This is a genomic window from Microbacterium sp. M1A1_1b (genome assembly GCF_053345565.1).
In genome coordinates, this window is record NZ_JBKFAJ010000002.1 from 612,753 (window position 1) to 639,601 (window position 26,849).

At 72.3% G+C, this 26,849-nt stretch carries 21 protein-coding genes, 1 tRNA gene and 1 other RNA gene; 11 read left to right on the forward strand and 12 right to left on the reverse strand.

Annotated elements, in window-relative coordinates:
• Positions 1 to 57: 57 nt before the first annotated feature.
• Positions 58 to 639, reverse strand: coding sequence for a TetR/AcrR family transcriptional regulator (locus ACLBWP_RS07595; protein ID WP_447654704.1), 582 nt, complete (start codon positions 637 to 639; stop codon positions 58 to 60).
• 226 nt (positions 640 to 865) lie between these two features.
• Here ACLBWP_RS07595 and ACLBWP_RS07600 point away from each other — a divergent pair, with 226 nt between their 5' ends.
• Together ACLBWP_RS07600 and ACLBWP_RS07605 are read left to right on the forward strand one after the other, a co-directional pair.
• The gene (locus tag ACLBWP_RS07600) at positions 866 to 2,122 is read left to right on the forward strand and encodes a multidrug effflux MFS transporter (protein ID WP_447654705.1); all 1,257 of its coding nucleotides are present in this window, start codon (positions 866 to 868) and stop codon (positions 2,120 to 2,122) included.
• A gap of 215 nt (positions 2,123 to 2,337) precedes the next feature.
• Positions 2,338 to 4,338 carry a helicase HerA-like domain-containing protein gene (locus ACLBWP_RS07605; RefSeq protein WP_447654706.1) on the forward strand — a complete coding sequence of 667 codons (2,001 nt, stop codon included), beginning with the start codon at positions 2,338 to 2,340 and terminating at the stop codon, positions 4,336 to 4,338.
• 39 nt (positions 4,339 to 4,377) lie between these two features.
• Here ACLBWP_RS07605 and ACLBWP_RS07610 read toward each other — a convergent pair whose 3' ends face one another.
• The 10 genes from ACLBWP_RS07610 to ACLBWP_RS07655 all read right to left on the reverse strand — a co-directional run bounded on the left by ACLBWP_RS07610 (position 4,378) and on the right by ACLBWP_RS07655 (position 13,525).
• Positions 4,378 to 5,016, reverse strand: a complete 639-nt coding sequence (locus ACLBWP_RS07610) for a class F sortase (protein WP_447654707.1) — start codon at positions 5,014 to 5,016, stop codon at positions 4,378 to 4,380.
• Complete coding sequence (gene wecB / locus ACLBWP_RS07615; RefSeq protein ID WP_447654708.1) at positions 5,013 to 6,200, reverse strand: non-hydrolyzing UDP-N-acetylglucosamine 2-epimerase; 1,188 nt, start codon at positions 6,198 to 6,200, stop codon at positions 5,013 to 5,015. Before wecB ends, ACLBWP_RS07610 begins: the two co-directional genes overlap by 4 nt.
• Positions 6,197 to 7,672 (reverse strand): hypothetical protein, encoded by a 1,476-nt coding sequence (locus tag ACLBWP_RS07620; protein ID WP_447654709.1) that lies wholly within the window; start codon positions 7,670 to 7,672, stop codon positions 6,197 to 6,199. The genes wecB and ACLBWP_RS07620 overlap by 4 nt, the downstream gene beginning before the upstream one ends.
• A complete protein-coding gene (locus ACLBWP_RS07625; RefSeq protein WP_447654710.1) occupies positions 7,635 to 8,492 on the reverse strand; it encodes a septum formation family protein in 858 nt (285 codons plus the stop codon). Before ACLBWP_RS07625 ends, ACLBWP_RS07620 begins: the two co-directional genes overlap by 38 nt.
• Positions 8,489 to 9,085, reverse strand: a complete 597-nt coding sequence (gene xrtS, locus ACLBWP_RS07630; RefSeq protein ID WP_243561670.1) for an exosortase S — start codon at positions 9,083 to 9,085, stop codon at positions 8,489 to 8,491. Before xrtS ends, ACLBWP_RS07625 begins: the two co-directional genes overlap by 4 nt.
• Entirely contained in the window at positions 9,085 to 10,434 is a 1,350-nt protein-coding gene (locus ACLBWP_RS07635) for a glycosyltransferase family 2 protein (protein ID WP_447654711.1), read from the reverse strand. Before ACLBWP_RS07635 ends, xrtS begins: the two co-directional genes overlap by 1 nt.
• Positions 10,435 to 10,648: 214 nt before the next feature.
• Entirely contained in the window at positions 10,649 to 10,822 is a 174-nt protein-coding gene (locus tag ACLBWP_RS07640) for a hypothetical protein (protein WP_243561668.1), read from the reverse strand.
• Positions 10,822 to 12,054 (reverse strand): PVV-CTERM domain-containing choice-of-anchor G protein, encoded by a 1,233-nt coding sequence (locus tag ACLBWP_RS07645; protein ID WP_243561667.1) that lies wholly within the window; start codon positions 12,052 to 12,054, stop codon positions 10,822 to 10,824. The genes ACLBWP_RS07640 and ACLBWP_RS07645 overlap by 1 nt, the downstream gene beginning before the upstream one ends.
• Positions 12,055 to 12,612: 558 nt before the next feature.
• Positions 12,613 to 13,164, reverse strand: a complete 552-nt coding sequence (locus tag ACLBWP_RS07650; protein WP_447654712.1) for a hypothetical protein — start codon at positions 13,162 to 13,164, stop codon at positions 12,613 to 12,615.
• A 276-nt stretch (positions 13,165 to 13,440) separates the two neighbouring features.
• Positions 13,441 to 13,525: transfer RNA gene (locus tag ACLBWP_RS07655), tRNA-Ser, on the reverse strand.
• Between the two features lie 121 nt (positions 13,526 to 13,646).
• Here ACLBWP_RS07655 and pta point away from each other — a divergent pair.
• Both pta and ACLBWP_RS07665 read left to right on the forward strand, forming a co-directional pair.
• Positions 13,647 to 15,779 carry a phosphate acetyltransferase gene (gene pta, locus ACLBWP_RS07660; protein WP_447654713.1) on the forward strand — a complete coding sequence of 711 codons (2,133 nt, stop codon included), beginning with the start codon at positions 13,647 to 13,649 and terminating at the stop codon, positions 15,777 to 15,779.
• A gap of 64 nt (positions 15,780 to 15,843) precedes the next feature.
• Positions 15,844 to 17,040: an acetate/propionate family kinase gene (locus ACLBWP_RS07665; protein WP_447654714.1), complete on the forward strand. Its 1,197-nt coding sequence runs from the start codon at positions 15,844 to 15,846 to the stop codon at positions 17,038 to 17,040.
• A gap of 100 nt (positions 17,041 to 17,140) precedes the next feature.
• Here ACLBWP_RS07665 and ACLBWP_RS07670 read toward each other — a convergent pair whose 3' ends face one another.
• Positions 17,141 to 17,815 carry an NAD(P)H-binding protein gene (locus ACLBWP_RS07670; protein ID WP_447654715.1) on the reverse strand — a complete coding sequence of 225 codons (675 nt, stop codon included), beginning with the start codon at positions 17,813 to 17,815 and terminating at the stop codon, positions 17,141 to 17,143.
• A 36-nt stretch (positions 17,816 to 17,851) separates the two neighbouring features.
• On the opposite strand from ACLBWP_RS07670, the gene ffs reads away from it, so the two are divergent.
• From ffs to ACLBWP_RS07705, 7 genes are all read left to right on the forward strand, one after another.
• Positions 17,852 to 17,948: signal recognition particle sRNA small type (gene ffs, locus ACLBWP_RS07675), an RNA gene on the forward strand.
• Between the two features lie 84 nt (positions 17,949 to 18,032).
• A complete protein-coding gene (locus tag ACLBWP_RS07680; protein WP_447654716.1) occupies positions 18,033 to 20,807 on the forward strand; it encodes a DNA polymerase III subunit gamma and tau in 2,775 nt (924 codons plus the stop codon).
• On the forward strand, positions 20,807 to 21,406 hold the full coding sequence (gene recR, locus ACLBWP_RS07685) for a recombination mediator RecR (protein WP_243561661.1): 600 nt from the start codon (positions 20,807 to 20,809) through the stop codon (positions 21,404 to 21,406). The genes ACLBWP_RS07680 and recR overlap by 1 nt, the downstream gene beginning before the upstream one ends.
• 138 nt (positions 21,407 to 21,544) lie before the next feature.
• Entirely contained in the window at positions 21,545 to 22,807 is a 1,263-nt protein-coding gene (locus ACLBWP_RS07690; RefSeq protein ID WP_243561660.1) for an aspartate kinase, read from the forward strand.
• Between the two features lie 42 nt (positions 22,808 to 22,849).
• Positions 22,850 to 23,902 (forward strand): aspartate-semialdehyde dehydrogenase, encoded by a 1,053-nt coding sequence (locus ACLBWP_RS07695; protein ID WP_308221874.1) that lies wholly within the window; start codon positions 22,850 to 22,852, stop codon positions 23,900 to 23,902.
• Between the two features lie 97 nt (positions 23,903 to 23,999).
• Positions 24,000 to 25,487 (forward strand): malate:quinone oxidoreductase, encoded by a 1,488-nt coding sequence (locus tag ACLBWP_RS07700; RefSeq protein WP_447654717.1) that lies wholly within the window; start codon positions 24,000 to 24,002, stop codon positions 25,485 to 25,487.
• A gap of 46 nt (positions 25,488 to 25,533) precedes the next feature.
• The gene (locus ACLBWP_RS07705; protein WP_243561659.1) at positions 25,534 to 26,775 is read left to right on the forward strand and encodes an Rv2578c family radical SAM protein; all 1,242 of its coding nucleotides are present in this window, start codon (positions 25,534 to 25,536) and stop codon (positions 26,773 to 26,775) included.
• Positions 26,776 to 26,849 lie beyond the last annotated feature (74 nt).

The following is a 26,849-nucleotide window of genomic DNA, read 5'->3' on the forward strand; positions in this document are numbered from 1 at the left end:
ACCCGGTCGCGCGCAGGCGGGTCAGCTCCACCAGGCCGGTCAGCACCACCAGGCCGGTCAGCTCCACCAGGCGGGGAACGACAGGGTGATCGTGTCGACGAGGGCCTTGCGCGAGCGCCGCGGGCCAGCGAGCCAGGCCTCGATCGCACCGACGAAGCCCTGCGCGACGAAGCCCGCCGCGACGTCGTCGAGCAGGTCGGGGCGCGTGGCCGGGTCGAGCTCGCGGATGTGGATCGCGCTCGACAGCGTGAAGTGCTCGACGAGCAGCCGGTGCAACGAGCCGTCGTCCGGGTCCGGGAGCGCCCGCACGTAGATCTCGCGGTGCGTGACCACGTGCTCGACGACCGCGTTGATGCCGCGCCGGGTGATCGCCGCGAGCTCGTCACGGTCGGCACCACGCTCGGCAGCTGCCCGACGGGCCTCGGAGTCCTCGTCACGGATGTGGTCGAGCTCCGGCGTCAGGACGTCGGCCAGCAGCGACCCGGGCGAGACGGCGTGCGAGTAGAACGTCGCACGGTTGATGCCGGCGGCGCGGGTGACGTCCGCGACGGTGATCTCCGAGACGGGCCGACCAGCGGCGAGTCGCAGGATGGCCTCGCGCAGGGCTGCCGTCGTGTGCAGGATCCGAGCGTCCACCATGACGCCCACCCCCTCTTCCGTGCCGGCCCGAGGGCTCCCGGGCGGTACGACGGTACCGCAGGTGGGATGTCCCGGCTGCGCGGCAGGGTGCTCGACACGCGGTGCGACGCGGCAACGGGTGTCGCGGGCGGGGTCGTCGCCCGTAGGATGGTTCCACGGGCGAATCGATTCGATCGTCGCCGACCGCACTCCCGCCAACCGCCCCTCACCGCCGAAGGACCCTGCTGTGACCGCGCCCGCGACCACCGGTTCGATCCGGGTCATCCTGCACCCCGGGGACTCCCTGTCCCGCGCCCAGCGCCTGGTGTACGTCTTCGTGCTCGGCGCCCTGACCGCGCTCGGCCCGTTCACGATCGACCTCTACCTGCCGGCGTTCCCGTCGCTCAAACAGCAGTTCGGCGTCACCGACGGGGCCGTGCAGCTCACGCTCACCGCCACCACGCTCGGGTTCGCGGCCGGACAGCTGCTGGTCGGGCCCTGGAGTGACAAGGTCGGCCGGCGCCTGCCGCTCATCATCGCCACCACGGTGCACATCGCCGCGTCGATCGGCGCTGCGACCGCGCCGAACATCGAGGTCCTCGGACTGTTCCGTGTCCTGCAGGGCATGGGCGCCGCGGCCGGTGGTGTGGTCGCGATGGCCACGGTGCGCGACCTGTTCGGTGGCAAGCCCCTGGTCCGCATGCTGTCACGGCTGGCGATGGTGAACGGCCTGGCCCCGATCCTCGCGCCGCTCATCGGCTCGCAGATGCTGCGGTTCACCAGCTGGCGCGGCATCTTCGTCTTCCTGGCCTGCTACGGCCTGGCGGTCGTCATCGCGTCGATCCTGCTCATCGTCGAGACGCTGCCGCCGGCACGTCGGCACGAGGCCGGACACTCGACGATCGGGCAGCGGTACAAGGCCCTGTTCAGCGACCGGATCTTCGTCGGCGTCGCACTGATCGGCGCGATGGTGTTCAGCGGGTTGTTCTCGTACCTCAGCGCGTCGCCGTTCCTGTTCCAGGGCGTCTACGGACTCGACGCCCAGCAGTACGGGTTGCTGTTCGCCGTCAACTCGATCGGCGTCGTGCTCGGAGTGCAGATCTCCGCACGGCTGGCACAGCGGGTCGGGCCGCAGTGGATCCTGGCGTGCTCGACCGCCACGCTGTTCTTGGCCGCCGTCGCGATCATCGTCCTCGACCTGCTCGGCGCGGGGCTGGTCGGCGTGCTGATCCCGCTGTGGTTCTTCATCGCGGCGTGCGGGTTCTCGTTCCCGCTCGTCCAGGTCATCGGCCTGGCCTCGCACGGAAAAGAGGCGGGGACGGCCGCGTCGGTGCTCGGGGCGCTGAACTTCGGCGTCGCGGGGCTCATCTCGCCGATCGTCGGCGTGCTCGGGATCTCGCAGGCGGCGCCGATGGCCGCGGTCATGGCGTGCACGTCGGCCGTGGCGATCCTGCTGCTGTGGATCGTCGTGCGACCTCGGACGGTGCCGGCGCTGACGCACTGAGGCGCGGGTCCGCGTCGTCAGTTGCGCGTGTGCGTGTGTCGCGACATGACCGACGTCGTACGACAGCGGACTTGTCGTTCGGGGTCCGCGCACGTGGCGGGCTGCGCGCGCTGCGACATCGCCGACGTCGAACGACAGCGGACATGTCGTTCGGGGTCGGTGCACGTCGCGAGATCGCCCGGGCGCCCGACCCGCCGCGTCCCTAGGCTGTGCCCATGAGTGACGCGGTGGAGCAGGCACGGGCAGCGGCCGAGGCAGCACGGGCCGCCGCCGACGAGGCACGACGACTCGCTGACCAGGCCGTCGCCCGCGCCGAGGAACTGGCAGCGGCACTCGCTGCAGCAGCCCCCGCAAGCGACGCCCCTGCGCCGGACGCCCCTGCGCCGGACGCCCCCGCGCCGGACGCCCCCGCCCCCGCACCCGCACCCGCACCCGCGGCCCCGGACCCGGCCACCGCGGTACCGGCGCCCGCGCCGTCGGCCGGCACCGAGCCTCCCGTCGGTCCGCTCGACGACGCCGGCGTCGCCGCGATCCGCGACGGCTACACCGTGCAGGGCAGCGCACTCGAACTCGGCGCCCTGGTGAACGGTGCGGCGCTGCCCGACGTGCAGGTCCGCATCCCGCTCGGCATGCTCAACCGACACGGGCTGGTGGCGGGGGCGACCGGCACCGGCAAGACCCGCACGCTGCAGGTGCTGGCGGAGCAGATCGCCGCGAACGGTGTACCGGTGTTCGCCGCGGACATCAAGGGCGACCTGTCCGGCCTGGCCGTCGCCGGGGCGAGCAGCGACAAGCTGCTGGCGCGGACGGCCGGCATCGGGCAGCAGTGGGCGCCCGCTGCCAGCCAGGCGGAGTTCTACTCGCTCGGCGGGCAGGGGACCGGTGTGCCGATCCGCGCGACGGTGTCCGGGTTCGGTCCGCTGCTGCTGTCGAAGGTGCTCGGCCTGAACGACACGCAGGAGTCCTCGCTCGGGCTGGTGTTCCACTACGCCGAACAGGCCGGGCTGCCGCTCGTCGACCTGACCGACCTGCGGAGCGTCCTGACCTTCCTGACGAGCGACGCCGGCAAGCCCGAGCTCGCCGACCTGGGTGGGTTGTCGAAGCAGACCGTCGGGGTGATCCTGCGCGAGCTCATCACGTTCGCCGACCAGGGCGCCGACCAGTTCTTCGGCGAACCCGAGATCGACACCCAGGTCTTCCTGCGGACGGCGGCGGACGGGCGGGGGATCGTCAGCCTGCTCGAGGTCCCCGGCGTGCAGGACCAGCCCGCGGTGTTCTCGACCTTCCTGATGTGGTTGCTGGCGGACCTGTTCAACGAGCTGCCCGAGGTCGGCGACCAGGACAAGCCGAAGCTCGTGTTCTTCTTCGACGAGGCCCACCTGCTGTTCGACGGTGCCTCGAAGGACTTCCTCGACCAGATCACCCGCACGGTGCGACTGATCCGGTCGAAGGGCGTCGGCATCTTCTTCGTCACGCAGACCCCGAAGGACGTGCCGAACGACGTGCTGGCGCAGCTCGGGTCACGCGTGCAGCACCAGCTCCGTGCCCACACGCCCGACGACGCGAAGGCGCTGCGGGCAACCGTGTCGACGTACCCGACGAGTGGCTACGACCTGGGTGAGGTCCTGACGTCGCTGGCCACCGGCGAGGCGATCGTCACGGTGATGAACGAGAAGGGTGCCCCCACCCCGGTCGCGTGGACCCGGTTGCGTGCACCGCAGGGATCGATGGAGCCGATGCCGGCCACCGACCTGGAGGCCCGGGTCGCCTCGTCCCCGCTGCTCGCCACCTACGGCACCCGCGTCGACCCCGACTCCGCGCACGAGATGCTGGCCCGCCGGATGGAGGCAGCTGCTGCCGAGGCCGCGGCAGCCGACGCGCACGAGGCGGCCGAGGCCGCTGCGGCCGAGGCGGACAAGGAGGCGGCGCGCGCGGCTGCCGCCGCCGCGAAGCAGGCTGCTGCGGACGCGAAGCGCGAGGCGCGGGAACACGCGAGCGCGCAGCAGGAGTACGAGCGGACGCAGCGCGAGTTCGAGCGGGCCGAGCGTGCCGCCGAGGCGAAGCGCTCGCGCGGCTCGTCCCGGTCGAGCACCCGGACGACGTCGAGGCGCCGGTCGACGGACCCGCTGTCCGACCTGCTCGGCGGCGGGCTCGGGGGGACCATCGCGAAAGAGGTGGTGCAGGGGATCTTCTCGACCCTGCGCCGACGGAAGTAGCCCGGGCAGCCCGCTCCACAACGCCCTGGCCGGGTGGTGTCAGCCGGTCCGTTCGGCGGTCACCACGACGTTCCGGGTCGAGGGACCGCCGTCCGGACGCTCCAGGCACGTCAGCAGCACGAGTTCGTCGGGACCGGTCGACCACAGCCGGTCGTCGCCCGGGACGGACTGCTTGGTGGGCGTCCCGATGCTCGTCACCCGCCACGACGCGCCCTCGACGCGCACGACGTCCCCGACCCCGATGCGCGCCCGTCCTGCGTCCGTGTCCCAGAGCGCGTTCCCGGGCGCTCGTCCGCCACCGCGCAGGGCGTGCATCGCGATGTAGGTGCCGGTCGCGGTCGGGACGCTGTTCGACAGCCCCACGACCTGGTACGCGGCCGCGAACCCGGGCGGGTCGACCACGCCACCGTGCACGGACATCGTGCCGAGTTGCACGTCCAGGCCGACCGCGGGGACGACGAGCCGGTCCGACGAGTCCGGCGGGACCGCGCGCTGCGCTGGAGCCGGAGTCGCCGTGACGGTGCCCCCGTCCGGTGTCCGGACGTCCACGGAGACCGGTCGTCCGTCCAGGTCCAGCGCGGCAGAGGGCGCGGGCGCCGGCTGGTGCAGCAGGACGAGCCCCCCGACGACCGCTGCGACGGCGACGAGTCCCAGCAGGGTCGCGGGCAGCGCCTTCACGGGCGGCCCGTGGCGACGTCGGCGAACGCGGGGGTGTCCTCGTGCCGCCGGTGTCGTGCCGCGACGTCGAGGTGGGCCCGCACGGCACGCACCACCCGGCGCGCGGCCTGCCCGTCGCCGTAGGGGTTCGCCACCGCCGCCATCCGCGCCCGCTCGGCCGGGTCGTCGAGCACCCGTCGGAGTGCCGTGGCGACGCCGTCGCGGTCCGTCCCGACCAGGCGGTTCGCCCCCGCGGTGACCGCCTCGGGGCGTTCGGTGGTGTCCCGGGTGACCAGCACGGGCACACCGAGCGAGGGTGCCTCTTCCTGCACGCCGCCGGAGTCGGTGACGATCACCGTCGACACCTGCATCGCCCGGCAGAAGGTCGGGTGAGTGAAGGGGTCGGTCACGACGGCGTTCATGATGCGGTCGAGCTCGGGGACCACGGCCGCCCGCACGACGGGGTTGGGGTGGAGCGGGGCGATCAGCAGGGTGTCCGGCCGGTCGGCGAGCACGTCGGCGAGCCCGGCGGCGACCTGTCGGAGCCCACCGCCCCAGGACTCCCTGCGGTGCGCGGTGAACAGGACGACCTGACGCGCTGACGACACCAGGGTCTCGAGCTCCTCGGGCATGCTCGGCCGGGTCCGCTCGAGGGTGTCCAGCAGCGCGTCCACGACGGTGTTGCCCGTGACGACGATGCTGCGTTCGTCGATGCCCTCGCGGCGCAGGTTCTGCTCGGCCGCCGGCGTCGGGGCGAGGTGCAGTCCGGCGATCCGGCCGATCACGCTCCGGTTGGCCTCCTCGGGCCAGGGCGACCAGAGGTCCCCGGACCGCAGCCCTGCCTCGAGGTGCGCGACCGCCACGTGCGCGTAGTGGGCGGCGAGGGCGGTCGCGGCGGCGGCGGTCGTGTCGCCGTGCACCAGCACCAGGTCCGGTCGCCAGTCCTCGATGAGCGCCCCGACCGCGGTCATGGTGCGCGCGGCGATGGCGCCGACGGACTGCCCCGGCTGCGCGATTGACAGCGTGCGGTCGGGGTGGGTGCCGAACGCGGTGTGCACGGCCGCCGTCAGGTCGGGGTGCTGTCCGGTGTCGACCACCAGGGTCTCCAGGTCCGGGTCGTCGCGCAGGGCGAGGACGACCGGCGCGACCTTGACGGCCTCGGGACGGGTGCCGTAGACGACGAGGACACGTGGGCGGGTGGTCATCGGTGGGCTCCTGTCCGGACGGTGGTGAGGACGATGCGGCGGTGTCGCTGCCGTCCACTGACGGCGGGACCGCTGCGCAGCAGGACCGCGAGCTGCACGGGCAGCAGCGGGACGAGTGCCAGGGTGGTGGCGGTGAGGACGACCGCGGGGACGGGGTCGGCCGGGTCGCCCGTGAGCACCCAGCCCCAGAACACCGCCCACGACGCCGTCAGCATCACCAGCGCGGCGATCCCCACCCCGGTGGCCCGCGACCCGAGTCGCCGGCGGCCGGCGAGGGCCGCCGATGCCGCTGCGACCGCCAGGTGCAGTCCGAGTGCCAGCAGCGGCAGGCCGGCGAACGCCCCCGCGACGACCGTCACCGGTGTGGTCCCGACGTCCTCGGCCGGCCCGGTGTCCGCGTCGAGGAGCGCCGAGACGGCCCGGTCCGCCAGCACGACCGTCGTGGCGGGGTGCACGAGGGACCCACGGACCAGGGCGAGGTCGTCGAGCGACGCGAAAGCGGGGTCGGGGTCGCCGTCGCGGACGGCGCCGTCCCCGGTGCCCGGGCCGAGACCGAACGTCGCGCGTGCGACGTCGGACCCGGTCACGGACGCGACCATCTGGACGTGCCGTGTCCGGGCGTCCACGGCGTCGTCCTGGGACGCCAGACGTGCGCCCGCCCAGGCCGTGGTCGTGAGCGCCGCGATCGCTGCGGCGACGACGGCGACCCCGACGACGCGCTCGACGCCCGAGGTGCGGACGACCAGCACCACGACCAGGGCGGCGACGACCGGCACGACGACCCAGCCGAGCGACGGCGCGGCGGTCGACCAGGAGGCCGTGCTCACGGTGGCTGCGATCGTCGCGGTGAACGGACGGCGGGTCACCCACGCGAGCGACACCGCGGTCGCCGCGGCACCGACGAGGGCCGCCGACGCCGGTCCGGCACCGAGCAGGACCTGCGTCGACCAGGGGTCGACGAGCACGACGACGGCCAGCACGGCGACGCCGGCGCGGACGAGGGGACGTCCGGGCACCGCCGCTGACCCCGCGACGACCAGGACGGTCATGACGACTGCGAGGACCCCGGCGAGGACGCGCAGGTCGAGTCCCGTGGCGCCGGTCACGAGCGGTGTGAGCTGTTCGGCGAGCCGTGCGGGCAGGGCGGCGCTGGTCACGGTCGCGGTGCCGTCGACGGGAGAGCACGCGGCGGCCGACCAGGCGTGCGCGGGCCAGGTCGTGGCACCAGCGGTCGCGGGCGGTGCCACGCCGAGCGTGCACAGGACGGCGTCGTCGACCCGGATGCCGGGCAGTGCGCTGCACCAGCGCCAGAGCAGCACGGCGAAGGTCACCGGGCCGAGAGCCCAGCGGAACACGCGGGAGGCGGCGGTCGACGCCCGGGCAGCGCGAGCGGTGCGCGCTGCGTCGGTGCGCGTGGGACCGGTTCCCCGGTGCTCAGCGCGGGAGGACGACGACGTCGGTGCGGTCGTCACCGGGTCCACCTCCGATCGTGCAGCGGAGCGTGCTGGCGCCGTCGGCCCGGACGACGACCCCGGAGGGTGCCAGACCGTCCGGCAGGGGCCCGCCGACGAACGTCTCGGCGGCGTCGCGGCAGCGTGTGGCGACGGTCGCGGGCGAGAGCTCGGCCGCTCCGTCGCGCAGGGCGATCCAGGCGCCCACCTCTTGCGTGCTGTGCGGCAGGTCGCAGCGCACCCGGGCACCGTGCGTGGCCCACGCGGCGCCGGCGGGAGCCTGCTGACGGCACGCACGGACCACGGCCGACCCGTCCCGCCCCGAGCCCGCACGCCCGGCGATCCCCTGCAACGAGGTCCGGAGCGGCAGGGGCGTCGCGCTGGCGTCGACCGGCACGGACACCGTGCAGGCAACGCGGTGCGACCCGTCCGCCCACCCCCGGGCCGACGGCGCGAACCGGCTGATGGTCAGGTCGGTCAACGCGTCGACGGCCTGGGCACCGAGGAACCCGCGGAGTGCCTCCGGGCCGCAGACACCGGCGGTCGCCGCGGCGAACACGGACGCCGTCGGACGCGTGGTCCACTCGCCCGCCTGACCGGGGACGGCGGCCACGGCGAAGACCTGGTGGGTGTGCTCGTCGGCGCAGGGCACGGTGTCGGGCGCCGTGCGGGCGGCGCGGTCGCGGGCCGTCGGCAGGTCCAGGCACGACCCGACGCCGAGCGCGGTCGCGGCGGCGCGGGGCGGTGCCGCGGCGGACGCCACGGTCACGGCACCCCACACCAGGGCGCCACTCGTCAGGACGGCGAGGACCGCCCCGAGCAGCCGTCCACGCCCGATCACCCGGCCACCTCCGGCAGCGGTTCCCGGCCCGCGGAACGGCGTCCGCGTCCACGGGCCGGTCGCGACCGGCCGAGCGTCATGCCGAGCTGCAGCAGGAAGGCCGCGGCGAACCCGGCGATCACGAACAGCGAACCGGCGTACTCGTGCACGACGTCGAACCCCTGTTCGCCCCAGGCCTGCAGCGCGAGGGCCGAGCCGAGGTAGCGGATGGTGTTGCACGCCACCACGAGGACGACCGATGCGGTCAGGGCGAGGGCGACGCGGGGGGTCCGGCGTCCGCGGGTGACGAGCGCCAGGACCGCGGACAGCAGCAGCAACGGCACGACGAGCACCACGCTCGAGCACATCGGCGTGATCTGGATGCCGTGCACCGTCGCGGTGCCGATGCCGAAGTACGCGACGTTGCCGGACGCGGCGGTCCCACCGTCGGCGAGCGGAGCCAGCGCGGCGGCGACGCCACGGGCCTCCAGGGGGTGGATGCGACCGGAGGTCGCCAGGACCGCGACCGCGGCGGCGACGGCGAGCGCGGCGAGGACCAGGTGACCGCCGTGGCGGCGAGCGGGGCGGTCGGCGACCGCGACGGCGTGGGACATCAGACCTCCGTGGCCAGCAACAGCGGACCGGACTCGGCGTTCCGGCGGGTCTTCGCCCAGCCCGCGCGCCCGCGGACTAGACGGACGAAGGCGCGGGGCACGCAGACGTAGCTCTGGTACATGTACAGCCAGTAACCGAGCGCCCAGAGCAGCGCGGTCAGCACCCGTGTGCCGGGCTCGGCGCGGCGACGGTAGATCAGCGGCCACATCGCGAACGGCGCGATGCCGGTGACGACGACGAGCGGCAGCAGCCACCAGTTCTCGGCGGCCCAGGCCGCGGCGCTGCCCGCTGAGACGGTGCCGGCGGCGAGCATGGTGACCAGCACCGTCGGCCACAGGACGACCCCGGCGAGCTGGGTGAACGGCTGCACGAGGAAGTAGCTCGCCTCGATCGCGCCGGCGTGGGTGACGTGCCGCGAGGCGAAGATCCGGGGGAGGTACTTGGCGCACTGCATGCCGCCCTGGCACCACCGGGTCCGCTGCGTCAGCAGCCGACGGACGGACGGCAGTCCCTCTTGTTCGACGTGCGTGTCGTGCAGGTACACGTTCCGGAAGCCGGCGAGCATCACGTGCACGCCCAGCTCGTAGTCCTCGAGCAGCGACCCGTGCCACGGCGTGCCGTTCGCTGCGCCGATGCGGTCGAGGGTGCTCAGGCGGGTGAACTGCCCGTTGCCACCGAGGCCGACCGACAGCGTGTGGCCGCGCAGGCACTGCATCGCGGCGATGGCCGTGCGGAACTCGATGTCCTGCATCCGGACGAGCCAGCGACCCCAGCGTGACGTCGTGGCACCGGCGGCGGGGGAGCCGTCGAGCGGTGTCCGGTTCGACATCCACACCGCGGCCTGTGCGGCACCGACCCGGGGGTCGCCGAACGCGGTCGGTCCGGCGGCCTGGGCGAGGGCGTTCGTGGCGAGGCGACCGTCGGCGTCGACGACCACGACGACGACCCGGTCGTGGTCGTGCTCGGCGGGGAGCCAGGCGGCGAGGGCGGCGTACGCGGCGTTCAGTGCGGCGCCCTTGCCGGTGCGGGCGTCGGGCAGCCGGCGTTCGACGAGGTGGACCATCGGGTCCGTCCGCTGCCGGACGACGTCGCCGGTGCCGTCGGTGCTGGCGTCGTCGACGACCCAGACGTGCGCGGTGGGGAAGTCCCGACGCAGCCGCGTGAGGGTGTCGCCGATGACGACGACCTCGTCGCGGCAGGCGACGAACACGTGCCAGTCGAGCGTCGTGGGGTCGCCCTCGGCGGACGGACGACGACGGAGGAAGGGCACGAGGATGGCGGTGACGTAGGCGAGGAAGACGACGAGCAGGACGAACGCGAGGGTCTGCGCGGACTCGGAGGCGGACACGGGGTCCTTTCCCTGGAGAAGAGGGTGTGTGAGCGAGGGGCCGCGGACACGCACGTCCCGAGCGTGCGTGTCCGCGGGTGCGATCACCGTGGAGCGGTCAGACCAGCTCCACGGTCATCGGGTCAGGAGGAGTGCGACGACCCTGACGTCGGGCTCCTCCTGGCGTCGCCCGTCCCGTCCTCCTGATCCACAGGACGGGGCAGACGAGCACGGGTCACCGGTCGACGCGGGAGTCGTGTCGACGGCGGTACAGCACGCGCCACAGCACGAACGCTGCCAGGACGGCGCCGAGCACCAGGAGCGCGATGCCCATCGCGGGGGCGCCGGCACCCGCTGCGACCACGCCGCCCGTCATGACGGACGGCCCGATCGAGCCTGCGCGGTACATCAGACCGCTGCCGTCGCGGCCCGACGACGACGCTGCACCATGAGTGCGGCGATCGCGGCTGCGACGAGGGCGCCACCACCGGCGATGCTCGCCGACGCGGGGTTCACGACCGGCACCGCTGCGATGCCGGCGTTCGGGCCCACGGTGGCGCTGGCCAGGTCGACCGCCGCCACGCTCGCGTTCGGACCGACACCGACACGCAGTGCCGTCTGGGTGAAGGCGCCGTCCGCGCTCGTCGACGACCGGTTCACGTTCAGCTGCAGGGCGGCGTCGATGACCGGGGACAGGTTGGTCGCCAGCGTCGCGCCCAGTCCGGTGAGCACCGGGTTGAGCAGGCCACGGGCGGTGGTGAGCGCCGTGTTCAGGACCGCCCCGGTGAGCCCGAGCGCCGCTGCGCGCGTCGTCAGCTCGGTCAGCGTGGCGTTCACCGACGTGGTGAGCTGCGCAGTCACGGCCTGCGGGACGTAGGTCAGCAGGTTGGTGTTCGCCGGCAGGTCGTTGACGCTGGTGACGCCCGCGGCCGTCAGCAGCTGCTGCAGGGTGACCCGGACCGTGCCGTCGGCAGCGATCGGGTTGGCGACGTTGACGCCGATCCCGCTCGCGACCCCGAGGACCGTGGTGAGCGGTCCACGCAGGCTGTTCAGGGTCGGCGCGAGCACGGTCCCACCGACGATGACGCTTCCGTCGGTGAGCGTGTAGCGCCCCGTCTGGGTGCCGTCCGCCGTCTGCTGGGCGGACGCTGCCAGTCCGGTGAGGGCGACGTTGAGCGAGACCGGGCTGGTGCTCGTCCCCACCGCGACCTGGGCGTTGCTGCCCGCGGTGGGCGACCCGACGTCGCCGCCGGTGACGGTCGTCCCGGTACCGATCAGGCTGGCGGCCTGGGACACCGCGCCGGAGAACGCGGCCGACGAGCCGTCGTCCGCGGCACGGCCGTACTGGCCGACGGCGCCGAGCTGGATGATCCCGTTCGTGCCGAACAGGTTCGATGCGTCCGCCCGGAGCTGGACGAGTTCACCGACCGCCGTGGCGTCGAGCGGCGTGTTCACCACGACGTCGCCGGTGGCGTCCGCGTTGACGGCGGCGGCACCGCGGAGGGAGGCGACGGTGTCCAGCACCGTCGAGCTCAGCAGTGACGTCTGCACGAGACGGCCGGTGCCCTGTGAGACCACAGGGGCGGCAGACGCGGCGGAGGGGGCGAGCAGGGTGACGGCCAGGCCGACGGAGACTCCCATGAGTCCCATCAGTGCTGGTCCACGGCGCGACGAACGCGCACGCGATTGCGACATGGCAACCTCTTTCGGATACGCGGAAAGCGAGGGTAGGGACCTCGAGTTCCGACTGTGCGATGTCCGAGTCACGTTAGGACCAAGCTGAGCGGAATGCCAGGACGTGCGGCCCGCATGTGTCCTCCGGCGCCACCCCAGTCCGGGGGAGGGGAGAGCGGCGCGGGCGCGACCAGGGCACGTTCGACGTCGGAAACCGCGTTCCCACGGCAGCACCCGGTACGCTTGCCCGGTTCCCGTCGGATACGCGGGAACACCCGATGACCTGCCGCCGCGTTCACGCGCGACGACAGGCCGTCCCGGGGGCGGCCGGCTGTAGGGGCCCATGAGCGCCGCCCCCGACCCTCCGGGGTGGTTGGTCCCGGCCGGACTGGTGAGGTCCGGATGTGGTGGCACTCGTGTTGAGGCCCTGTCAGGGTCACGCATGGCCCAGCGGCTGTCAAGCGCCTGTGCGCGTTCGGGCGAGCCGCGGGCCCGTCCGGTGGTTCGGGAGTGTCCGGACCTGCGCTACGAGCGGTCGCTGCGTGCGCCGAACACCCGGCGCGCGAAGTCACGCGCCGGCATCGGCCGGGGGTGTTCGGTGACCTGCACGCCCAGGGCCTCGACGACCTGGTCGAGGGCCGGGTCGCCCCAGACGTCCGCCCGCATCCGGAAGAGCTTCGCGCCGTCGGTGTCGAGGGCGACGAGTTCGCGTGTGGTGCGGTCGACCGAGCTGCCGAAGGTGGTGCCGAGGACGATGCCGGCGACCTCGGTGCGTGGGAAGCTGCGGACCGCGACGACCAGCCCGCGGGCGGTGACCGTGTCCGGACCGATCCCGACGAACGCCGACCGGAGTCGCACGAACACGACGCCGACCAGCACCGCGAGCACCACGACGACCGCCGCGAACACGGGCCAGAGGCGGAGCGGGAACGAGACCCAGACCAGGGCGACGGCCAGTGGGACGACCGAGAAGACGATGCTCAGCGCCGTGGAGCGGACGAGCGACGACCGTGGGCGCAGGACGACGTCGTACGTCGGCCGGGCCTTCGCCGCCGTCGGCACGGTCGTCTCCCCCACGGTGGCTCTCCTCGTCCCCTCGGGCACCCGTGTCGGGCCGCCCGTCCGGTCAGCATAGGGGAGCGTCCCGGGGCTGCGACAGACCGGTCCACCCCTTGGCGTCAGGTTCATGGCGGACGGGGTGCAGCGGGGTCCGCAGGGTGGGGGACCGGTGACACGTCATCCCGCGCGGAGTGCCCCGGGGACGACGGAAGCGCGGGGCCCTGGCGGGTCCCGCGCTTCGGTTCGCGACCGTACGGACACGGTCGTGTTCGTGCGGAGGCGCTCGTGATCGTGCGGAGAATGGGGGATTCGAACCCCCGAGGGCTTGCACCCAACACGCTTTCCAAGCGTGCGCCATAGGCCACTAGGCGAATTCTCCTGATGCCATCTCGCGATGACGACACCCCATGGTACAGGTCTTCGCGCCTGTGGAGGACCACCGTCGTCCACCGGTCCGTCGCTCCCAGTGGCCACGGTGAGCGCGCGGATACGCTGGGACCGTGTCGACCCGCATCTACATCACGTCAGCAGAAGGACACACGGGCAAGAGCACGGTGGCGCTCGGTGTCCTCGAGACCCTCGCACGGACGGTCGGCCGCGTCGGCGTGTTCCGGCCGGTCGCCCGTTCGGTGGAGGAACCCGACTACGTGCTTCAGCTGCTGTTGCAGCACACCGGCACGAACCAGGCCTACGACGACGCGATCGGCGTGACCTACGACCACGTCCACGCCGACCCCGACGCCGCCCTGGCCACGATCGTCGGCCGCTTCGGTCAGGTCGAGCGCCAGTACGACGCGGTCGTGGTGCTCGGGTCTGACTACACGGACGTCGGCAGTCCGACCGAGCTGTCGTTCAACGCGAAGGTGGCTGCGAACCTCGGTGCCCCGGTCCTGCTGGTGCTCGGTGGTCGCGTCGCTGCCGAGCGTGGCGCCCGGACGCCGGCCGACATGGGCCAGGTCGCCGACGTCACGACGAGCGAACTCCGGGCGGCGCACGCCCAGCTGCTCGGCGTCGTGGTGAACCGCGCCGACCCGGACGCCCTGGCGGCAATCTGTGACAGCGTCGCGGTCGCGGTCGCCGACCACCACCCGGACACCCCGGTCTGGGCGATCCCCGAGGACGCGGTCCTGGTCGCCCCGACGGTGCGGGCGCTGCTGGCCGCGACCGACGCCACGTTCGTCCGCGGCGACGAAGCACTGCTCGACCGTGAAGCCCTCGGTACCGTCGTCGCCGGTATGAGCATGGAGAACGTGCTGCCGCGGCTGATCGAGGGCGGCATCGTCGTCGTGCCCGGCGACCGCAACGACGTCCTGATCGCCACGCTGCTGGCGAACCAGTCGGAGACCTTCCCGAGCCTGGCCGGGGTGATCCTGAACGGCGGGTTCGAGACCGCGCCGCAGATCACCCGGCTGCTCGAGGGGCTGTCCAGCTCGCTGCCGATCGCGACGAACCACCTGGGCACGTACGACACGGCGCTCCGCATCACCCAGACGCGCGGGCGGCTGGCAGCCGACTCGCCGCGCAAGGCCGACCTGGCGCTGTCGCTGTTCGAGCGGCACGTCGGTGCCGACGAGCTCCTGGCGCGACTGCAGGTGACGCCGTCCGGGGTCGTCACGCCGCTGATGTTCGAGCACGGACTCATCGACCGGGCCCGCGAGCACGCCAAGCGCATCGTGCTGCCCGAGGGTGACGACGACCGGATCCTCCGGGCCGCCTCGACGCTGCTGCAGCGCCAGGTGTGCACGCTGACGATCCTGGGCGACCCCGCCGCCATCCGGACCCGGGCCACCGAGCTCGGGCTCGACCTCGACGCCGCCCAGCTGCTGTCGCCGTTCGACCCCGAGCTGCGTGAGCGCTTCGCCACCGAGTACACCCGCCTGCGTGCGCACAAGGGCATGAGCATGGAGCTCGCGCGCGACACCGTGACCGACGTGTCGTACTTCGGCACGATGATGGTGCACCTCGGGCTCGCCGACGGCATGGTCTCCGGCGCCAAGCACACCACCGCGCACACCATCCGCCCGTCGTTCGAGATCATCAAGACCCGTCCGGACACCTCGATCGTGTCGAGCGTCTTCCTGATGGCACTGGCCGACCGCGTGCTGGTGTACGGCGACTGCGCGGTGATCCCGGACCCGTCGAGCGAGCAGCTGGCCGACATCGCGATCTCCTCCGCCGAGACCGCCACGCAGTTCGGCATCGAGCCGCGGGTCGCGATGCTCAGCTACTCGACCGGTGACAGCGGCTCGGGCGCCGACGTCGACAAGGTCCGCGCCGGCACGGCCTTCGTGCGCGAGCGCCGTCCGGACCTGCTCGTCGAGGGTCCCATCCAGTACGACGCAGCCGCCGACCCCACCGTCGCCAGCACGAAGATGCCGGACAGCCCGGTGGCCGGACACGCGACGGTCTTCATCTTCCCGGACCTGAACACCGGCAACAACACCTACAAGGCCGTGCAGCGCTCGGCCGGTGCGGTCGCGATCGGCCCGGTGCTGCAGGGGCTCCGCAAGCCCATCAACGACCTGTCCCGCGGGGCGCTCGTCAGCGACATCGTGAACACCGTCGCCATCACCGCCATCCAGGCCGGAACGGCCGACGCACCCGCGGACGGCACCGCGCCCGACGCGGCCTGACCCGCCGGATCCGCACCCGAGCCTCCCGTCCGGCCCACCGGGCCACACAGAAAGCGAGCCACACGTGACCTCCGCCCTCGTCGTCAACTCCGGATCGAGTTCGTTCAAGTACCAGCTCATCGAACTCGACGGCGAGCGGACGCTCGCGTCCGGGCTCGTCGAGCGCATCGGTGAGTCCTCGGGGTCGTGGAAGCACACGAACGCGCTGACGGGGGAGTCCGCGTCCAACGACCACGCAGCGGTCCCCGACCACGCCGCGGGGTTCCAGGCGATGATCGACGCCTTCGCGAGCACCGGGCCGTCGTTCGACGAACACCCGCCGTCGGTGGTCGGCCACCGGGTCGTGCACGGCGGGACCACCTTCGACCGGGCGACGATCGTGACGCCGCAGGTGGAACAGCAGATCGACGAGCTCTCCAGCCTGGCGCCGCTGCACAACCCGGCGAACCTCGAGGGCATCCGCGCCGCGCGGCAGGTCTTCGCCGACGTGCCGCACGTCGCCGTGTTCGACACCGCGTTCCACCAGACGATGCCACCCGAGGCCTACACGTACGCCATCCCGGCCGAGCTGGCATCGCAGTACGCCGTCCGCCGCTACGGCATGCACGGCACCAGCCACAAGTACGTCTCCGAGCAGACCGCCCTGTTCCTCGACCGGCCGCTGTCCGAGCTGAAGACGATCGTGCTGCACCTAGGCAACGGGGCGTCCGCCGCGGCGATCGACGGTGGTCGCTCCATCGAGACGTCGATGGGCCTGACCCCGCTCGAGGGCCTGGTGATGGGCACCCGGTCCGGCGACCTGGACCCCGCGGTGCTCATCCACCTGCACCGGCAGGCCGGGCTGTCCTTCGACGAGCTCGACGACATGCTCAACAAGCGCTCGGGCCTGCTCGGGCTGACCGGCAACGGCGACATGCGCGACGTGCAGGCCGCAGCGGTCGACGGGGACGAGACCGCCGAGGCAGCGCTCGCCGTGTACCGGCACCGCATCCGCCGCTACGTCGGGGCGTACACGGCGCAGCTCGGCGGACTCGACGCGGTCGTGTTCACCGCGGGCGTGGGCGAGAACAACGCGCTGCTGCGGCGCCGGGTGCTGGCCGGCCTCGAGCACCTCGGCATCGAGATCGACGACGACCGCAACGAGTTGCACTCCCGGGACGCGCGGCTCATCTCCACCGACTCCTCGCGGGTGGCGGTGCTGGTCGTCCCCACGAACGAAGAGCTCGAGATCGCGCGCCAGTCCGCGGCGGTCGCGTTGTAGCGACACCCGACGGACAGGAGGCCCGGCGCACGTGGTGCGCCGGGCCTCCTGTCCGTCTCGGGTCGGCTCGTCTGGCTCGGGTCGGCTTGTCGGGCTCGCGTCAGCTGAGCGCGCCCAGCGCCGCCGGGATCGGCGTGTTGCCGCTGGTCACCTCGAACTGCACACCCACGGCGGTGTCGTCGAGCAGCGCGTGCAGCACCAGCGCGGCGACGTCGGCTCGGGGGATCGATCCCCGAGGAACCGTGCGCCCGACCGTGACGGTGCCCTGCGGGGGCGTGTCGAGCAGCCCGCCCGGGCGGACGATGGTCCACCGGAGCCGGCGGGCACGGAGGTCGGCGTCGGCCTCGGACTTCGCCCGCAGGTACACCTGGAACACCGCGCGGTCGTCCTTCGCCGGCACGACGGCGGCCTCGCGGTCGTAGGCGTCCGCCCCGAGCGCCGAGATCATCACGTAGCGCTCGATGCCCAGTCGGACGGCAGCGTCGGCGAGCAGGATCGCCGCGTCACGGTCGACGGTGAGCTTCCGCTCGGCACCGCTGTTCGGACCGGCCCCGGCGGCGAACACCACGGCGTCCACACCGCGCAGCCGCAGGGCGAGCTCGTCGTCGTCGAGCTGTTCGAGGTTGGCGATCAGCGCGGTGGCGCCGGTCTGCTCGACGTCGGAGACGTGTGCGGGGTTCCGGACGATGCCGATGGCCTCGTGTCCGGCGTCGACGATCAGTCGGGCGAGGAGGAGGGCGATCTGGCCGTGGCCTCCGGCGATGGCGATCTTCATGTGTCCGATGATGCCCGAGGGTTCCGGTAGACTTCCCGAGGCTCCTCACGTGACGCCATCCAGGCCAACTCCCCCAGGGCGGAAACGCAGCAAGGGCAACCGGGCTCTGGCGGGTGCGTGAGGAGTCTTCTTCGTTCCCGGGCGGGGTTCTGCCCACGGTCCGGGTGCCTGTGGAGAACGGCCTCCGGGTGTCGGCCGTCCCGGCTACCCTTGTCGCGTGGTCACCGCCCTGTATCGCCGTTACCGGCCCGAGAACTTCGCCGAGCTGATCGGGCAGTCGCAGGTCACCGATCCGCTCCGCACCGCGCTCCGCACCAACCGTGTCAACCACGCGTACCTGTTCAGTGGGCCGCGCGGCTGCGGCAAGACGACCTCGGCCCGCATCCTGGCCCGCTGCCTGAACTGCGCCGAAGGCCCCACGGACACCCCGTGCGGGGTCTGCCCGAGCTGCCTCGAGCTCGCGCGCGGCGGCAGCGGGTCGCTCGACGTGATCGAGATCGACGCGGCCAGCCACAACGGCGTCGACGACGCACGTGACCTGCGCGACCGCGCGGTGTTCGCGCCCGCACGTGACCGCTACAAGATCTTCATCCTCGACGAAGCGCACATGGTGACGCCGCAGGGCTTCAACGCGCTGCTCAAGCTGGTCGAGGAACCGCCCGAGCACGTCAAGTTCATCTTCGCGACGACCGAGCCCGAGAAGGTCATCGGCACGATCCGTTCGCGCACGCACCACTACCCGTTCCGGCTGGTCCCGCCGGCCGCGATGCTCGAGTACATCGAGCAGCTCTGCACGCAGGAATCCGTGACGGTCGACCCCGGCGTGCTGCCGCTGGTCGTGCGTGCCGGCGGTGGGTCCGTCCGCGACACGCTCTCGTTGCTCGACCAGCTCATCGCCGGCAGCGAAGACGGCGCGCTGCGCTACGAGCGTGCCGTCGCGCTGCTCGGGTACACCGACAGCGCCCTGCTCGACGACGTCGTCGACGCCCTGGCCGTGGCCGACCCCGGTTCGGCGTTCGCGGCGGTCGACCGTGTCGTGCAGACCGGCCAGGACCCGCGACGCTTCGTCGAGGACCTGCTCGAACGCCTCCGTGACCTGATCGTCGTCGCAGCCACCAACGAGAGCGCCGGCGCCGTGCTGCGCGGCATCTCACCCGAAGAACTCGACACGATGTCGCGGCAGGCCGGCGTGTTCGGTGCCACCGGGCTGTCCCGCGCAGCCGACATCGCCAACCGTGCCCTGACGGACATGACCGGTGCGACCTCGCCCCGACTGCACCTCGAACTGATGGTCGCGCGGATGCTCGTCCCCGAGGCCGACGACACCCAGCGTGGCGCGCTCGCCCGGGTCGAACGGTTGGAGCGCCGGGTCGGTGTCGGCGATGCCGGCGGACACCAGGCGGCAGCCGAGGTGCCGACATCCCGTGCCGCCGCGCCGCAGGCAGCGCAGGCAGCGCCGAAGGCGGGTCCGGTCGCTGCGGCTGCGTCAACGCCCGCTCCCACGCCGGCCCCAGCGACGCTGGCGCCCTCGGCGCAGGCGCCCTCGACCCCCGCGACCTCGGCGCAGGCTCCGAACGCCGGGTCGCCCCAGCCCCAGGGCGCGCCCGCGGCAGCGGCGAACGCAGCGCAGGACGCCGCGGCGTCGTGGGCTGCCGTGGCGCCGAGCACCCCGCACGCGGAGTCCACCATGCCGGCCACGTCGTCCGAGCCCTCCGAACAGGCATCGTCGTCCTCGACAGGGCAGGGCACCGTCATCGGCTCCGAGCCCGCGGTCCAGCCCATCGCGGCGGTCGGACTGCAGCAACTGCGCGATGCCTGGCCCCAGGTGCTCGAGCACGTCCAGCGGGCCAAGCGCTCCGCGTGGACGGTCATCGTCACCGCGCAGGTCACCGCGTTGCGCGACGACGTGCTGGCGCTGACGTTCCCGAGCCAGCAGGACGTCGCCTCGTTCAAGGAGATGTCCGACCCGGCGACCAGCGTGAGCGAACTCGTCCGTCAGGCGATCATCGACGTCCTGGGCTTCCGGGTGAAGTTCGTCGCTCGTGGTCCGGGCCAGGGGGGCCCGGGCGGCTCCGGCCAGCAGCGTCCGACCGGTGGCGCTTCGGCGCTGTCCGGTGCGGCTGGTCCATCCGGTGCGGGTGGTCCGTCCGCCGTCCCCACGCAGACACCGTCTGCCGAACCCGCGGCACCGGCGGTGGCGTCCGCTCCCGCCGCTCCGGCGCAGGCGTCCGAGCGCGCAGACACGGCGCAGGCGACGGCGCCCGCTGCTGCTGCGTCTGCGTCGCAGTCCCCGGCTCCCGCACCGACGTCCGAGACAGCTGACACGGCACGGGCGTCCGCACCTGCCGTTCCGTCGCCCGAGCCCACGACGGCACCACCGTCCGACGAGCCCGTGACCGCCTGGGCCGTCGCATCCATCCCGGCGACCGACCCGACGGCCGGCGCGGTGCCCGACGACGTCGAACCCGCCTGGGGGGCCCCCTTCGGGTCGACCGGCCCGGGAGACACCGTCGCACCCGCCACGGTCGCCACCGGCACCGGCACCGGCACCGGCACCGGTGCGGCATCGCAGCAGTCCGCACCGACCGATCGGCCCGCGCCGTCCGCGCAGACCGCGTCCAACCAGCAGCGCACGCCCGCGCCGGCCTCCGCGCCAGCGCAGGCTGACGGGTCCACGCCAGCAGGGTCTCCTGACCGGACCGCCGCTGCACCGGGTGTCCCGGTGGACGACTACCCGCTCGACGACGGACCCTTCGACGACGTCCCGCCGGACGACGGTGGGATGGCTCGCGGTATCGGTCCGGCGACGGCGGCGCCCGCCCCGGCGGCGGCCCCGGTGCCTGCGACGTCGACCGCGACGCCTGCCGAACCGCCCAGGCCGCCCCAGCAGCCCCGCCGCGCCGCGGTCCCCGGCCGCTACGGCGAGGCCGTGGTGCGTGAGATCCTCGGTGCGCAGTTCATCGAAGAGACCTCGTTGAGCGAGGGAGCCTGATGTACGACGGCATCGTCCAGGACCTGATCGACGAGTTCGGCCGCCTGCCGGGCATCGGCCCGAAGTCGGCGCAGCGCATCGCCTTCCACATCCTGCAGAGCGAGTCGTTCGACCCGACGCGCCTGTCCGAACTGCTGTCCGACGTCAAGGAACGCGTGCGGTTCTGCGAGGTCTGCGGCAACGTGACCGAGTCCGAGCGGTGCAGCATCTGTCGCGATCCCCGACGCCAGCCGGCCGTGATCTGCGTGGTCGAAGAGGCCAAGGACGTCGCCGCGATCGAGCGCACCCGTGAGTTCCGCGGCCTGTACCACGTGCTCGGCGGCGCGATCAGCCCGATCGACGGCGTGGGCCCGGACGACCTGCGCATCCAGCAGCTCATGACGCGCCTGGCCGACGGCACGGTGGAAGAGGTCATCATCGCGACCGACCCCAACCTCGAGGGCGAGGCGACGGCCACCTACCTGAGCCGCCTGCTCGTGCCGATGGGGATCCGGACGACCCGGCTGGCATCCGGTCTGCCCGTCGGCGGTGACCTGGAGTACGCCGACGAGGTCACGCTGGGTCGTGCGTTCGAGGGTCGGCGGCTCGTCGGCGGCTGACCGCCGCACCCCGACGGCCCGGGCGTCCGCGCAGGATCCTTGCGTGGACGCCCACCCGGACGCAACATCCACGAAACACCGTCTACGATTGTCGAAGCCGCGCACCGTCGCGGAACCTCGTCCCAGGAGTACCCGCCCGTGGCCTTGATCGTGCAGAAGTTCGGTGGATCGTCCGTTGCGGACGCCGAGAGCATCAAGCGCGTGGCCAAACGGATCGTCGAGACCAAGAAGGCCGGCAACGACGTCGTCGTGGCGGTGTCCGCGATGGGCGACACCACCGACGAACTCGTCGACCTGGCGCACTCGGTCACGCCGATCCCCGCCGGCCGCGAACTCGACATGCTGCTGACCGCGGGGGAGCGCATCTCGATGGCGCTGCTGGCGATGGCGATCAAGAGCCTCGGGGTCGAAGCCTCGTCGTACACGGGCAGCCAGGCGGGCATGCTCACCGATGCCCAGCACGGCAAGGCACGCATCGTCGACGTCACCCCGAAGCGTGTGCGCGAGGCCCTCGACGCCGGCCAGGTCGCGATCGTCGCCGGCTTCCAGGGCTTCAACCGCACGACCGGCGAGATCACCACGCTCGGTCGGGGCGGCTCGGACACCACTGCGGTGGCACTCGCCGCAGCGCTCGACGCCGACATCTGCGAGATCTACACGGACGTCGACGGCATCTTCTCGGCCGACCCGCGCGTCGTCCCCAAGGCCCACAAGATCGACCGGATCACGAGCGAGGAGATGCTCGAGCTCGCGGCGTCCGGCGCCAAGGTCCTGTACATCCGTGCCGTCGAGTACGCCCGACGGCACGGCGTCACCCTCCATGTCCGCTCGTCGTTCAGCAACGCCGAGGGCACCATCGTCTACAACCCCGCGAAGGGGGAAACCGTGGAAGAACCGATCATCACCGGGATCGCCGGCGACCTCTCCGAGGGCAAGATCACCGTCGTCGGGGTCCCCGACCAGCCGGGCAAGGCCGCCGAGATCTTCACGATCGTGGCCCGTGCCGGCGCGAACATCGACATGATCGTGCAGAACGTGTCAGCGTCGAACGGCCGGACCGACATCTCGTTCACCCTGCCGAAGGACCAGGGCCAGAACGTCCTGACCGCGCTCGGGGTCGCGAAGAGCGACATCGGCTTCGAGGGGATCCAGTACGACGACCAGATCGGCAAGCTCGCCCTGGTCGGCGCCGGCATGCGCACCAACGCCGGGGTCTCCGCCGAGCTGTTCCGGGCGCTGCACCAGGCGTCGATCAACATCGAGATGATCTCCACGTCGGAGATCCGGATCTCGGTCGTCACCCGTGCCGACACCCTCAACGAGGCGATGCGCGTGGTGCACGAGGCGTTCGGCCTCGACGCCGACAACGAAGCCGTCGTCTACGCCGGCACCGGCCGCTGACCAACCACCGGCCGCCGACCCACCACCGCAGGAGCCCCCACCGTGTCTGACCTCACCATCGCCGTCGTCGGCGCGACCGGCCAGGTCGGCGCCGTCATGCGCCGCCTGCTCGAGGAGCGCGCCTTCCCCGCCACCACCGTGCGCTTCTTCGCGAGCGCCCGGTCCGCCGGCACGACGCTGCCGTTCCGCGGCGAGCAGATCGTGGTCGAGGACTCCGAGACCGCCGACCCGTCGGGCATCGACATCGCGCTGTTCTCCGCCGGAGCCACCGCATCCCGCTCGCTCGCACCGAAGTTCGCGGCAGCCGGCGCCCTGGTCATCGACAACTCGAGCGCGTGGCGGCTCGACCCCGAGGTGCCGCTCGTCGTCAGCGAGGTGAACCCGCACGCCATCGACGCCGCCGGCAAGGGCATCATCGCCAACCCGAACTGCACCACCATGGCGATCATGCCGGTCCTGAAGGTCCTCGATGCCGAAGCCGGTCTCCGCCGCCTGGTCGCGACGACCTACCAGGCCGTGTCCGGTTCCGGGCTCGCCGGGGTCGAGGAACTGCTCGGTCAGGCCCGTGCCGCACTCGAGCAGGACACCGCGGGCCTGACCCACGACGGCTCCGCGGTGACGTTCCCCGACCCGGTCAAGTACGTCCGGCCGATCGCGTTCGACGTCGTCCCGTTGGCGGGCAGCATCGTCGACGACGGCTGGGGCGAGACCGACGAAGAACAGAAGCTCCGCAACGAGAGCCGCAAGATCCTCGAACTGCCCGACCTGCTCGTCGCGGGCACCTGCGTGCGGGTGCCGGTGTTCACGGGGCACTCGATCTCGGTGCACGCGGAGTTCGACCGGACCCTGACGCCCGAGCGTGCGACCGAGATCCTGGCGGACGCCCCCGGCGTCGAGCTGTCCGAGGTGCCCACGCCGCTGCAGGCAGCGGGATCCGACCCGACGTTCGTCGGCCGCATCCGCGCCGACCGGTCCGCGCCCGAGGGACACGGCCTGGTGCTGTTCGTCAGCAACGACAACCTGCGCAAGGGGGCGGCGCTCAACGCCGTCCAGATCGCCGAAGTGGTCGTCGCGCGCCGCGCGGTCGCGGCGTAGGAACGTCCTGACCGGAGGCCCGGTGCCAGCTGGCACCGGGCCTCCAGTCTGTCCGTCTGCTGTTCACCCTGTCGGCGCACGCTTGTAGGATCGTGTGGTGGCAGTGAAGCAGGTGGAACCGATCGACGTCGTCCTCATCGGCGGAGGTATCATGAGCGCCACGCTCGGTGCGCTCATCCACCGGCTCGAGCCGAGCTGGAAGATCCGCGTGTACGAACGCCTGGGCGGCGTCGCGCAAGAGAGCTCGAACCCGTGGAACAACGCGGGTACGGGGCACTCGGCGCTGTGCGAGCTGAACTACACGCCCGAACTGCCCGACGGTCGCGTCGAGATCGCGAAGGCCGTCACCGTCAACGAGCAGTTCCAGGTGTCACGCCAGTTCTGGTCGTTCCTGGTCGAGAACGGCACGCTGCCCGACCCGTCCAGCTTCATCAACCCGACACCGCACATCTCGTTCGTGTGGGGCACTGACAACGTCGAGTACATGCGCAAGCGGTACCTGGCGATGAAGGACCACCCGCTGTTCGCCGGGCTCGAGTTCAGCGACGACGCCGAACAGATCCGCAAGTGGGCCCCCGCGCTCATCCCGGGGCGCAAGAAGGACCAGCCCATCGCTGCCACGTACTCGGCTGCTGGATCGGACGTCGACTTCGGGTCGCTCACACGGCAGCTGTTCGACCAGCTCGAGGTCGACGGGGTCGAGTTCGAGCCGAACCACCAGGTCCGGGGCATCCGCCGCGGCAAGGTGTTCGACGGGTGGGCGCTGGACGTCCGCAACGAGGTCGGCCGCTCCACCCAGTCCATCGCCGCCAAGTTCGTCTTCGTCGGCGCCGGCGGCGGGGCCCTGCACCTGCTGCAGAAGTCCGGCATCCCCGAGATCCGCGGCTACGGCGGCTTCCCGGTGTCGGGCGAGTTCCTGCGCACCGACGACCCCGAGGTCGTGCAGAAGCACGCGGCCAAGGTCTACGGCAAGGCCAGTGTCGGCGCTCCGCCGATGTCGGTCCCGCACCTCGACACCCGCATCGTCGACGGCTCGTCCTCGCTGATGTTCGGCCCGTACGCCGGGTTCAGCCCGAAGTTCCTGAAGCAGGGTTCGCTGTTCGACCTGGTCCGCTCGATCCGGCCGCACAACCTCCGCCCGATGCTCAGTGTCGCGTTCTCGAACTTCGACCTGCTCCGGTACCTGATCGGGCAGCTGCTGGCGTCGAAGCAGACCAAGTTCGAGGCGCTGCGCGAGTTCATGCCGGCCGCCGAACCCGAGAACTGGCACAAGATCATCGCCGGACAGCGCGTGCAGGTCATCAAGCCCGACAAGGACAAGGGCGGCGTCCTGCAGTTCGGCACCGAGGTCATCACCAGCGCCGACGGCTCGATCTCGGGCCTGCTGGGGGCATCGCCTGGTGCCTCGACCGCCGTGCCGATCATGCTCGGGCTGCTGCGCAAGTGCTTCCCGGACCGGTGGGACCGGTGGGAGGACGCCGTCCGCGTCATGGTGCCGACCTACGGCAAGGACCTCGGCGAGGACCCGGCGCTGGCGGACGAGACCCTGACCCACACCGCGAAGGTCCTCGGACTGCACCACTGACCCGTCCAGGCTTGCGTCGAGTTCGAACGTGTGTTCGAATGAGTGCATGCGATGGGACGGACAGGCGATCGATGCCACACGCAGTGACATGCTGCCGGGGCTCGAGTCGAACAGCGGGTTCGTCCGCAGCGTGACGACGCCGGAGTTCGCGGGTGTCACCTTCCACGAAGTCCTGGCGAAGTCGGCGCTCAACCGCGTCGGTGCGATCCAGGGCGGGACCTGGGGGATGACGATCAACCCCTACCGCGGCTGCTCGCACGCCTGCGTGTACTGCTTCGCCCGGCCGACCCACACCTACCTCGAGTTCGACGGCGGTGCGGACTTCGACCAGCAGATCGTCGTGAAGACCAACGTCGCCGACGTCCTGCGGCGCGAGCTGGCCAAGCCCACGTGGGACCGCCACCCGGTCGCCCTCGGCACGAACACCGACCCGTACCAGCGGGCCGAGGGCAAGTACCGGCTGATGCCCGGCATCATCGCGGCCCTGGCCGACTCGGGCACGCCGTTCAGCATCCTCACCAAGGGCACGCTGCTGCGGCGGGACATCCCCGCGCTGGTCGAAGCCGCCCGCACGGTGCCCGTCGACCTGGCGATGTCGATCGCGGTGTACGACGACGACCTGCAGCAGTCGGTCGAACCCGGGACACCCAGCACGGCCGCTCGGCTGGCCACGGTGCGGGCCGTCCGTGACGCCGGGCTGTCGTGCTCGGTGTTCCTGATGCCGGTCCTGCCGTACATCACCGACACGGTGGCGCACCTGGACGACGCGATCGGTCGCGCCGCAGCGGCGGGTGCGTCGAGCGTGATGTACTCCGCCCTGCACCTCAAGCCCGGGGTCAAGCCCTGGTACCTCGAGTGGCTCTCGCGCACGCACCCGGACCTGGTGCCCCGGTACCGCGCGATGTACCTGGACAACACCCACGCCCCGAAGGACTACCGCCGATGGCTCGGGGAGCGCATCCGACCGATCCTCCGTGTGCACGGCGTCGGCGTCGGGCACGTCGACCCGGCCACGGGCTCGATGGGGTTCTCGGACCCGGTGGGTGCGCAGACGGATGCGGGTGCGCAGGCGGGTGCGGCGAGCGGGCTGCCCGGTCACCCGGCCGACGGTCCCGGCAGCGATCGCGCCGCCGGCATCTCACCGCTCAAGCGCGCCGACCGCACGTGGGACGACCGGCACCGCCACGACGGGCACCGGAGCGACGCACGCGACGTCCGCACGCGCGCGCTCGTCCCCGTCGGTGTGCGGACCACCGGCATCTCGAACGGTGGTCCGACCCTGTTCTGACGGGCGCCGGCATCCGCGGCCGTGCGGTGGCCGAGGAGCGCGTTCGGGGGACACCGGGGGTCAGTGGGGGCCGG